10 protein-coding genes are annotated in these 10,663 nt (G+C 64.3%); 2 read left to right on the top strand and 8 right to left on the bottom strand.

The window, feature by feature from the left end; translation table 11 throughout:
* Positions 1-431: 431 nt before the first annotated feature.
* The 5 genes from ACLQ7E_RS00055 to ACLQ7E_RS00075 form a co-directional block, all read right to left on the bottom strand.
* Complete coding sequence (locus ACLQ7E_RS00055; protein WP_411730472.1) at positions 432-1,187, bottom strand: GlgB N-terminal domain-containing protein; 756 nt, start codon at positions 1,185-1,187, stop codon at positions 432-434.
* Positions 1,188-1,442: 255 nt separating this feature from the next.
* On the bottom strand, positions 1,443-2,444 hold the full coding sequence (rlmB, locus tag ACLQ7E_RS00060) for a 23S rRNA (guanosine(2251)-2'-O)-methyltransferase RlmB (RefSeq protein ID WP_411730473.1): 1,002 nt from the start codon (positions 2,442-2,444) through the stop codon (positions 1,443-1,445).
* Positions 2,445-2,549: 105 nt separating this feature from the next.
* Positions 2,550-4,019: a cysteine--tRNA ligase gene (cysS, locus tag ACLQ7E_RS00065; RefSeq protein ID WP_411730474.1), complete on the bottom strand. Its 1,470-nt coding sequence runs from the start codon at positions 4,017-4,019 to the stop codon at positions 2,550-2,552.
* A 54-nt stretch (positions 4,020-4,073) separates the two neighbouring features.
* Entirely contained in the window at positions 4,074-5,345 is a 1,272-nt protein-coding gene (ispD, locus tag ACLQ7E_RS00070; protein ID WP_411730475.1) for a 2-C-methyl-D-erythritol 4-phosphate cytidylyltransferase, read from the bottom strand.
* 146 nt (positions 5,346-5,491) lie between these two features.
* The gene (locus ACLQ7E_RS00075) at positions 5,492-5,974 is read right to left on the bottom strand and encodes a CarD family transcriptional regulator (RefSeq protein ID WP_105551679.1); all 483 of its coding nucleotides are present in this window, start codon (positions 5,972-5,974) and stop codon (positions 5,492-5,494) included.
* A gap of 311 nt (positions 5,975-6,285) precedes the next feature.
* Here ACLQ7E_RS00075 and ACLQ7E_RS00080 point away from each other — a divergent pair, with 311 nt between their 5' ends.
* Positions 6,286-6,813, top strand: a complete 528-nt coding sequence (locus ACLQ7E_RS00080; protein WP_411730476.1) for a hypothetical protein — start codon at positions 6,286-6,288, stop codon at positions 6,811-6,813.
* Between the two features lie 253 nt (positions 6,814-7,066).
* Here the strand turns inward: ACLQ7E_RS00080 and ACLQ7E_RS00085 are convergent, their stop codons facing one another.
* Entirely contained in the window at positions 7,067-7,747 is a 681-nt protein-coding gene (locus ACLQ7E_RS00085; protein WP_407613375.1) for a response regulator, read from the bottom strand.
* Positions 7,744-8,961: a sensor histidine kinase gene (locus ACLQ7E_RS00090; protein WP_411730478.1), complete on the bottom strand. Its 1,218-nt coding sequence runs from the start codon at positions 8,959-8,961 to the stop codon at positions 7,744-7,746. The genes ACLQ7E_RS00085 and ACLQ7E_RS00090 overlap by 4 nt, the downstream gene beginning before the upstream one ends.
* Before the next feature lie 181 nt (positions 8,962-9,142).
* Here ACLQ7E_RS00090 and phoU point away from each other — a divergent pair, with 181 nt between their 5' ends.
* Positions 9,143-9,802, top strand: a complete 660-nt coding sequence (gene phoU, locus ACLQ7E_RS00095) for a phosphate signaling complex protein PhoU (RefSeq protein ID WP_411730479.1) — start codon at positions 9,143-9,145, stop codon at positions 9,800-9,802.
* A gap of 246 nt (positions 9,803-10,048) precedes the next feature.
* Here the strand turns inward: phoU and ACLQ7E_RS00100 are convergent, their stop codons facing one another.
* The gene (locus tag ACLQ7E_RS00100; RefSeq protein ID WP_071214863.1) at positions 10,049-10,351 is read right to left on the bottom strand and encodes a DUF4193 domain-containing protein; all 303 of its coding nucleotides are present in this window, start codon (positions 10,349-10,351) and stop codon (positions 10,049-10,051) included.
* Positions 10,352-10,663: the final 312 nt, after the last annotated feature.

Consider the following 10,663-nt stretch of genomic DNA (forward strand, 5'->3'; position numbering starts at 1 on the left):
TTGGTATCAACAAACTTGGCACACTATTGAGTTCTCAAACAACAGACGCTTCCAACCTCCACGACCCGGGCTTATGATTCCTGCCGGCGCTTCGCTCTGGAGCAACTTTACTATCTTAGACCCATTCAAACCCGGAGTCAAATCGACTTCCGAAGTTCATTTGGAATTCCTTGCAATCGGCTCCGCGCTTCACCCTTTCGGGCTACGTTGCGGTGCTCGGTGCGAGAAATAACTCTACGCGCATCCGGCCGGAATGTCCAAACGGCGGGCACCTGCACCGGCGGAGCACCAAAACCCCGGGAAGACGGGGAACTTCAATCCTCCGACGTCGGAAAATCACTAAACCAAGCCGAAATGCTTTCTGTGAGCTGGCCCATAAGAATTACCGCTTGATGTCTGGGATTCAGGGCCCCCTGAGCCAGCCCACAGTTCTAGGCTTCAAACCCCTCGGGCTGGACCACGCATATGGTGTCGGGGTCTTCTGTCGAATAATGGCCGGCGGGGTCCGCATACTCGACCCATGTGCCGGTGGGTTCCAGGTATTCGAACCGGTATTTGGATCCGACCGCGACACCGGGGATAAAGATTTCCCAGATCCCGCTATGTCCAAGCTGGCGCATGGCATGAGCGGAACCGTTCCAGATATTGAAGTCGCCGCATACCCGGACGGCTATCGCCTCATCCTGCCTGACGACGAATCCCGTGCCTTCCACATTCCCCATGGGTGAGGAGTAATGCTGTGGATGTGCACCGAGCAACAGTTCCTGCATCTGCGTTCCGCCGGTCCGAAGGCGATGGAGCTCCAGCTCTCCCAAGCGCGGGGTGTGCCGGTATGGATCATCGATCACGCGCACACCCCCGAGCTCAATGCGCTGGATCCGGTAGTCGGGTACCCGGCCGGTGTCCTTGGACTCGATCAAGCCCACCCAGATATCGCCGTGCTCGCGAATCATTGGCACCGTGGCCGTGGAAGTCAGGATGTTGAGGGCCAGGGCATCGCGCTGCAGAGTTCGCACGCACACATGTCCCAACAGGTTCAAGTGGGGTCCGAGGACCGCATGCGGGGATTTGTCTTCGCCGCGTTCAACCGCCTCGAGGATTTCGGGTCGCACATGCAACGGCGCTCCCAGTGATTCCTCAAGCCTGTGCGGCGCATAGTCATCGGCGTCGAGCTGCGCTGGACCCATGGCGTTTCTCATCCCCCTCGTTGCATCGCACCGGGGCGCCCCGTGTTGCCCTCCGGCAGCGGGGGTTCCGATGCAGTTCACGCTATCGAGAATCGGCGGGCTTGGGAATAGCCATCCCGCAGCCGGCGGCCCCCGGCTGCGGAATGGAACTCTCGTTAACGAAGAAAGTGGTCCGACGTTTCCTTGCCAGAAACGTCGAACCACTTTCATGAAATTCTAGTGCCATCCGGACAGTGCCCGGTGCACGGTGTCGCCTTACGCGCTGCGCTTGCGCGAAACCTCGTAAAGCGTGATGCCCACGGCCATCGATGCGTTCAACGACTCCATGGAGGAGTTGATCGGGATCGAGACGATCATGTCGCAGTTCTCGCGAACGAGGCGGGACAGGCCCTTGCCCTCGGAACCCACCACGATGCACAGCGGATCGGTGGCCAGGCCAAGATCCGGAAGCGAAACGTCGCCCTCGCCGTCCAGGCCGATGACGAACACGCCGGCTTCCTTCATGCCCTTGAGCGTGGAGGTCAGGTTGGGGGCGCGAGTGACGGGCACGCGCACAGCCGCACCGGCACTGGTCTTCCAGGCCGAGGCGGTCATGCCCACCGAGCGGCGCTCGGGAACAATCACGGCGTGGGCGTTGAAGGCCGAGGCCGAACGGATGATCGCACCGAGGTTGCGCGGGTCGGTGATGCCGTCCAGTGCAATGAAGAGCGGGGCGTTCTTGATGTAGCCCTTGCGGTGCTTGGAAATGGTGGCCTTGACGGTTTCCAGCGCATCGGCGTAGTCGTAGGGCGGGATCTGCAGGACCAGGCCCTGGTGGATCGCCTCGTCGGTCATCCGGTCCAGTTCCGGCTTGCCGGTTTCCATCACGGGGATGCCGCGTTCGGAGGCGATCTTCAGGGAATCGCGCACGCGCTCGTCCATGTCGATGCGGATGGCCACGTGCAGGGCCTTGGCCGGGATGCCGGCGCGCAGTGCCTCGACGACCGAGTTGCGTCCGGTGACCAGCTCTTCGCTGCTCTTCGAACGTCCACCGGTGCTGCGGCCGCGCGGTGCGGAGCCGCCCTTGGACGGACCGCGCTTGGCGGCGGAGCGCTCGGCAAGCTCCTTGTTCTTGAAGGCCTTGTGGTACGAGCGGTCCTCGGCCTTGGGCGTGGGGCCCTTGCCCTCAAGCGCCTTGCGGCCATATCCGCCGGTTCCGACGGAGGGGCCCTTCTTGCTCTTGCGTATGGCGCCGGAACGCTTCTGTGCAGCAGACATGATGGTGTATTCCTTGGATCGGGGCGGACGGCACGGCGATTTCACTCACCGCCCCGCCCATTTTAGCGACAAGGAACGCAAATTCCTCGCCCTTTGTGTGGCAACTTACGCTTTCAGGCTCCAGCGGGCGCCGTCCGCCGAGTCCTCAACGACGATTCCTGCCTTGGCCAGGGTGTCGCGGATGGCATCCGAACGCGCCCAGTCCTTGGCCTCGCGGGCGGCCGCCCGGTCGGCCAATTGCGCGGCAACAAGCACCGAAAGTGCGGCGGACTGCGCGGCATCGGCGGCCCCGCCTGCCTCGACGGTGTCGTCCAGTCCCAGTGTGTAGGTCATGGCCATGACCTGCTGCATAGCTTCGTCGGCCGCCTCGAGGTCGCCTGCGGCCAGCGCGGTGTTGCCGCGGCGCACCGTCTCATGCAGCGACGCCAGCGCCTGGGGCACGTTGAGGTCATCGTTCATGGCGTTGGCGAAGGCCTCGGTCACCTCGAAGTGGTGCATGTCGATGGAGAAGTCCTCCGTGGGACCCACGCCGTGGATGCGGTCCAGCGCATTGGCCACGAAGGTGTCGATGCGCTCGATCGCGGACGTGGCCTCGGCGAGGGAATCGGGGCGGTAGTCCAGCTGGGAGCGGTAGTGCGCCTGGCCCAGGAAGTAGCGCACGGCCCGGGGGCTTGCCATTTCCAGCATTTCGGTCGGGGAGATGGTGTTGCCGATGGACTTGGACATCTTTTCACCCTCATAGGTGACCATGCCGTTGTGCATCCAGAAGTTGGCGAAGTCGTGGCCGGCGGCCATGGACTGAGCCATCTCATTTTCGTGGTGGGGGAAGCGCAGGTCGAGCCCCCCGCCGTGGATGTCGAACGCGGTACCCAGGTACTTGGTGACCATGGCCGAGCATTCCAGGTGCCATCCCGGGCGGCCGGTGCCCCAGGGGCTGGGCCAGGAGGCGGTGGCCGGGTCGGTGTCCTTGTGGCCCTTCCAGAGGGCGAAGTCGCGAGCATCTTTCTTGCCGCGCGGATCCGCGTCCGGGGCGCCCTGCATGTCATCGACGTTTTGGTGGGTCAAGGTGCCGTAGGCCTGGAAGGAGCGGACGTCGAAGTAGACGTCGCCCGAGTCATCCAGCGCCGGGTAGGCGTGGCCGGCCTCGATGAGTTGGGCAATGAGCTGGTGCATTTCCGGGATGTGCCCGGTGGCGCGCGGTTCGTAGGTGGGACGGCGCACCCCGAGGGTGTCGTAGGCCGAGTTGAATTCCTGCTCGAAGCGGTAGGCCAGGGCGAACCACTCCTCTCGGGCGAAGTAGTCGCCGTTTTCCTCGAAGTCCTCGGCGAAGGATGCTGCCGACTTCTCCAGGATCTTGTCGTCGATGTCCGTCACGTTGCGGACCACGGTGACCTCGAAGCCGCGGTTTTCCAGCCAGCGGGTGAGGATGTCGAAGGCGATGGCACTGCGGACGTGACCCACGTGCGGCATGCCCTGGACGGTGGCGCCGCAATAGTACAGCCCGACCTTGCCCTCGGTCAGGGGAACGAAGTCCCGGGTCGCTGCCTGCTTGGTGTCGTAAAAACGGATGCTCACCAGTACAGGTTATCCGAGGCGGTCAAACACCCGGTGCGCTGCGAGCGGCGTTTTTCAGCGAACCGAATACACCAATGCGGTCGCGTACGCCGTGATTCCCGCGCCCGTCCCCTCGTAGCCCAGTCCGTCGGAGGTGGTGGCGGTGACGCTGACCGGGGCCCCGGCCGCCTCGCTCAACACGGCGTCTGCCTCCAACCGGCGGGCGGCGAACTTGGGACGCCGTCCGACGAACTGGACGGCTACGTTGCCGATCTCGAATCCCGCAGCGCGTACCAGGCGCGCGGCCTCGGCCAACAATGTGGTTCCCGGGGCCCCGGCATATTCGGGGCGGTCGGTGCCGAAGTGCGTGCCCAGGTCCCCGATTCCGGCGGCGGAGAAGAGCGCATCGCAGGCAGCATGGGCCACCGCGTCTCCGTCCGAGTGGCCCGACAGGCCCTGGTCCTCGGGGAAGTGCAGCCCGGCCAGCCACATGGGGCGCGGCTCGGAAGGGTCAGCGACGGCATGCACGTCGATGCCAATGCCGGTGCGCGGGATCAGCGGGGCCGGATGGTCGCAGGTTTGCCGGGTCATGGGGGTTTCCTTCACGGGGTGTGCCGGCAGCATCGATTCGGCCAGGACGAGGTCGGGTTTGGTGGTGATCTTCAGGGCCGCGGCGGCGCCGGGGACCGTGTCCACGCGCTCGCCCAGCATTTCCATGAGCATGGCGTCGTCGGTGATGGCCTCGGCCTCGGAACGTTCCCATCCGGCAGCGCGTTGGTGTGCCGCCAACAGGGTGGGAGCGTGGAAGCCCTGCGGGGTTTGCACCGCCCGCAGCATCTCGCGGGCCGGTGTGCCGGTGACGTGCGGCCGGTCCCGACCCGGGTCGGTGGTTACCTGCTTGATGGTGTCCACCACCGGAACGACCGGAATCACTGCCCGTGCCCCGGCAAGAAGCGCGGCCACCACCTGTCGGAAGACTTCCGGCGGGGTCAGCGCGCGGGCGGCGTCGTGGATCAGGACGCGTTCGGTCCCCGGTTCCAGGGCCGCGAGTCCGGCGCGCACCGAGTCGTTGCGGGTCGCTCCCCCACTGACGCAGCGTGGGCGCAGCGGATGGTTTGCCGCGCGGGAAACAAGGTCTTCGTTCCCGTCCGGCAGCACGGCAATGACTTGGGTCGCGCAGCCGGCCAGCTGGATCCGGTCCAGCGCGTGTTCCAGCAGGGATCGTCCGCCCAGCGGCACCAGTGCCTTGGGGATGCCGTAGCCCAGCCTGGTCCCGGAACCGGCGGCGACCACGATGATTGCGGTCTGGTGGATCTCTTGCTCGCTAAACGAAGTTGGGGCGCTCACGCCCTCCAGCCTAGCGGGGTTCCCCACCCTGCAGCCGACTCGCCAAGCGATGGCTCTCGCGGGCTTAAATGCCGGTGGGGGTCCGAAACACCTTGCGGTGTTTCGGACCCCCGCCGGGGTTCAAAACCAAATAGAACTCGTGGCTGCTACGAGGCCAAGACCTCGTCGAGCACGCTCTCGGCCTTTTCCTCGTCCAGCTTCTTGGCCAGTGCCAGTTCGCTGATCAGGATCTGGCGGGCCTTTGCAAGCATGCGCTTTTCGCCTGCGGAAAGGCCACGGTCGTTATCGCGGCGCCACAGGTCGCGAACGACCTCCGCAACCTTGATAACGTCGCCGGAAGCAAGCTTTTCCAGGTTTGCCTTGTAACGGCGTGACCAGTTGGTAGGCTCTTCTGTAAACTCGGCCCGCAACACGTCGAAGACGTGGTCCAAGCCCTCCTGACCAACTACGTCGCGCACACCAACGAGATCGACATTTTCTGCCGGAACCTCGATGGTCAGATCACCCTGGGCAACCTTAAGCTTGAGATACATCTTCTCTTCGCCCTTGATGGTGCGCATCTTGATCTCTTCGATCATTGCTGCACCGTGGTGCGGGTAGACAACTGTCTCGCCAACCTCAAAAACCATGTGGATAAACCCCTTTCCCACTACCCAGTTTACCACGATTGTTGGGCAAATTGATTTCGGGGGCTCCCCTACTCCCTTGCAACGGCGGGGTTTTGGGTCTTCCCAAGCGGCCGATCTCCTGCTATGCAAAACAATCATTTCGGGTCGTTTCAGGGCTGTGATCAGCAGATTGATGACACTTACGCCGGTGGCCGAATCATACATTTGCGGCAAAACCCATTAGGCTAGGGGCGAGAGTGGCTCCCTCGGGTGTATCCCGTGTGCCCACGAGCTCACCCGAACTCGAACCTGATTGAGGAGTTTGTGCCGTGATGACCGCACAGAAGAACCGTGGACGCCGCGTCGTTGCCGCAGCAGCCCTTGCCATGTTGTCCCTCGGTGTCACCAGCTGTGGTGCCATCAATGAGCAGGCGACGACCTTCCAGTACGCCGCATCCGATGGAATCGTGCTTAACGTTGGCGACCTTGAAGTCCGCAACCTGATGCTCGTCACCAAGAGCGCCACCGACGAGGCCCGACTGATCGGCTCCCTGGTCAACACCACCGCGGCTGCCCAGACCCTGGGCCTGACGCTTTCCACCGGCTCGGTCAGCATCAACGTCCCGGCCAAGAGCGTCGTGTCGCTTGAAAAGACCGAAAACGCAAAGACCCTCCCTTCCACCGGCGTGCTGCCCGGCGCCCAGGCCGAGGCGACCCTGAGCGTCGGCTCGGGCTCCGCCGATGTCAGCATCCCGGTGATCGACGGAACCCTCAAGGAATACCGCGAGTACGTCCCGGGCGGCTTCGACCCGAAGAGCCTTGAGCACCTGACCCCGTCCGAGAAGGCAGCCGCACACTAGGGCGGCTTCGGCGCCAAGGCGCCGACGGAATAAGACATAAACGGCAACGGCGATGGGCCCGGAGAATTCTTCCGGGCCCATCGCCTTTGCCGTTGCACTATCGGCCGTGCCGGCTCGCGCACGGGACCTTTGCACACGCCTTACCGACGAACAGGTCGTGACAGCCATAGACGCAGGGATCAAAAACGGGCCCGCGGCGCGTCATTGCTGACGCCCCGCGGGCCCGTTGCGGTGTTGCCGACAGGCGGCGCAGCTATGCCTCGAACTTGTATCCCAGTCCGCGCACCGTGACCAGGTGCACCGGGGTCGCAGGCTCCGGCTCGATCTTCGAACGCAGCCGCTTCACGTGCACGTCGAGGGTCTTGGTGTCCCCCACGTAGTCCGAACCCCAGACGCGGTCGATCAGTTGCCCGCGGGTCAGCACCCGGCCGGCGTTGCGCAGGAGCATTTCCAGCAGCTCGAATTCCTTCAGCGGCATCGGGACCTCCGAGCTGCGCACCGAGACCACGTGGCGTTCCACGTCCATGCGGACCGGGCCCGCGGCAACGATGTTGGAAACCAATTCGTCGCCCTCGCCCTGGCGGCGCAACACCGCACGGATGCGGGCGACCAGTTCCCGGGAGGAATAGGGCTTGGTGACATAGTCGTCGGCCCCCAGCTCCAGGCCAACGACCTTGTCGATTTCCGAGTCCTTGGCGGTCAGCATGATCACCGGCACCTGCGAAACGGTGCGGATCTGGCGGAACACCTCGGTGCCGGGCTGGCCCGGAAGCATCAGGTCAAGGAGCACCAGGTCGGCGCCGTGGCGTTCGAACGCGGTGACGGCGTCCAACCCGTTGTCGGCCACGCGGACCTCGAAGCCCTCCTTTTCCAGCAGGTACGTCAACGGATCCGAAAGCGATTCCTCGTCCTCAACCAGCAAAATACGGGTCATCCCCGTCCTCCTTCCGGCAACGCGCCAGGCGCATGGGCCGTTTTGTGTTTGTGGTCGTTCCACGCGGGAAGCGACTGGTCTAATTCGCCGGTTTCCTCAAGCATCGGCAGGCGCACCGTGAAGGTCGAGCCCTGTCCGGGCTGCGACCACAGGGTGATTTCGCCGCCGTGGTTGGCCACCACGTGCTTGACGATGCTCAGGCCAAGGCCGGTGCCACCGGTCTGGCGGGAGCGTGCCGCATCAATGCGGTAGAAGCGTTCAAAGATCCGGTCCTGCTCCTCCGGGGCGATGCCGGGGCCCTGGTCGGTGACGGAGATCTGGATCAGCCCGTCTCGCTCGCGCAGCCCCACGCCCACGGTGGTGTCCTCGGGCGAGTAGCGGATGGCGTTGTCGATGAGGTTGCGCAGCGCGGTCATCAGCAGGTCCCTGTCGCCGAAGACCGACTGCTCCACGGAACCGCCCACGGAGATCTTGATGCGCTTTTCCTCAGCCGGCAGCTTGTTGCGGTCCACGGCCTCGGCAAGCACCTCATTGAGGTCGATGGACTCCCCCGCCAGCACCACGTCGGTGCCCTGCAGCCGGGAAAGTTCGATGATGTCCTGGACCAGCGCCGCCAGGCGGGCAGATTCCTTGTACAGCCGGGTGGTGAAGCGGCGCACGGCGACCTCGTCGTCGGCGGCGCCGTCAATGGCCTCGGCCAGCAGCGAGATCGCACCGACGGGGGTCTTGAGTTCGTGCGAAACGTTGGCCACGAAGTCGTTGCGGACCGCGGCGGTGCGCGTGATCTCGGTGCGGTCATCGGCCAGCAGCAGGATGTATTCCTCGCCCAGCGGGGCCACACGCACATGGATGATCACGCTCGCCGCTCCCATGGTGCCGCGGGGGAGCTCGAATTCGCGTTCGGCAATGACGCCGTCGGCGCGGACCTTGCGGGCCAGGGTGCGCAATTCCTCGTGGATGAGCGTATGTCCGCGCACCAGCCCATAGGCATAGGAGGCCGGGTTGGCACGCACCACCCCGTCGACCTCGTCGAGGATGACAAAGGCGCGGCCAATGACCGAAAGCACTTCGGCGGAGCCCTCGGGCAGCGTCGGCTCACCGACCACCGGCAGCCCGCCGCGGGACAGCATCGAGCCTCGGTACGCCATGATGCCCACAATGCCAAGGGCCAACCCGACGAGGCCCGCAACAAGGGAAAGCAAGACATCATTCACGCCTCCTAGCCTAACCGGGCTTCGGCCGCCCTCCCGTGCCAAACGGGCGAATGGCGCGACTCATTCACGAAAAGTTCACCTCGTACGCCCAGCCGATTCACTTGGTGCTGTAACAATGGACATGAACAGTTCCGTCGTCCGTGCCGGACGCGGTGCCACATCGTAGTGAAAGGACGCCCGCGTGCGTAAGGTTTTCCAGGCCGATCTGCAGCAAATCGGAGAAGAACTCATCGAGATGTCCCGTTTGGTGGCCTCGGCCATGGAACGTGCCTATGAGTCGTTTACGAATGCGGACATCGAGTTGGCCCAGGAAGTCATTGCCGAGGACGCCAAGATCGACTTCCTGCAGAACCAGCTGGACGAGCGCGCCATCGACGTGTTGGCGCTTCAGGGCCCCGTGGCCTCGGACCTGCGCATGATCGTCGGATCACTGCGCATGAGCGCCTCGCTGGAACGCATGGGCGACTTGGCCCGCCACGTGGCCCAGCTGGCGCGCCTGCGCTTCCCGCAGCAGGTTGTCCCGGCGTCCATCGCCCCCACCTTCAAGGCCATGGCGGAGCTCGACATCGCGATCGCCGGCAAGGTCGGCGAATTGCTGGACACCCGCGACCTGGCAATTGCCCGGGAAATCATCGACCTGAACGCCAAGATCGATGAATTGCACGTCTCCATCTTCAAGGCCGTAGCCGCACCCGAGTGGGCACACTCCGGCCCGACGACCGCCGATGTCACGCTGACCAGCCGCTACCTGGAGCGCTTTGGCGACCACGGCGTATCGGTGGCCCGCAAGGTCTCCTACCTGGTCACCGGCGAATGGGATCCGGACATCACCGTCTTCTAGGCAACACACTTCAAGCGGCACCGCGGTTTTCCGCCGGTGCCTCCAACGCGATGGGCCCCCCGGAACCGGCGGGCCCATCGCGTGTTGCGGGTGCATGAGGTCGCATTAAACGCCAAACCGCCACATCCGCCCCCCTTCGCGCGGGCGCCTTTCCGTCGAAGACGGGATGTCTTCAGCGGTGGGGCGCACAGCTTGGGGAAAATGATGCAGCGGCAGTCGTTCTAGGCGCTGGGGGGGTGTTGCGCCCTAGCCTTCGCAGTCGCGGCAGTAAGCCACGCCGTTGGCCTCGCGCGCCAGCAGCGTGCGATGGCGGATCAGGAAGCAGGAACCGCAAAGGAACTCGTCTTCCTTCTGTGGAACGACGGTAACCGTCAGTTCCTCGTTCGACAGGTCGGCACCTGCCAGCTCGACACCGTCAGAGGTGTCTTCCTCGTCCAGGTCTCGGGACACGCTGCGTGCGTCGGGAGCGTTTGCGGACTTGACCGCTTCAAGGGAGGCCTTACGGGCCTCGGCTACGTCTGGCCGGACCTCGTCATAATCAGTTGCCACGAAATGCAATCCTTACGTGATTCAGGGGTACGTCGAGACGACACAGTACAGCATGAACCCGTGTACGCAAGTCCCAATTCTTCTTTTTACGCCCCCCGCGCACATTTTGTGACCAGTCGCACGGTCCCCACGGCCCGGATCGGGGCTTTCCGATGGCCCTGGACACAGTGGGGCGTGCGGCCCCCCGTCCCCGGAATCCGCCGCAACGACGGACTGACACCACGCAAAACGGCGCCCCCGCCCCAACCCCGTTTGGGGTGGGGCGCCGCCCCCCAAATACCCCAGCCGGGGGGGGGGTTGGGCAATAGGCCC

The organism is Paeniglutamicibacter sp., from assembly GCF_046714615.1.
Lineage (GTDB): Bacteria > Actinomycetota > Actinomycetes > Actinomycetales > Micrococcaceae > Paeniglutamicibacter.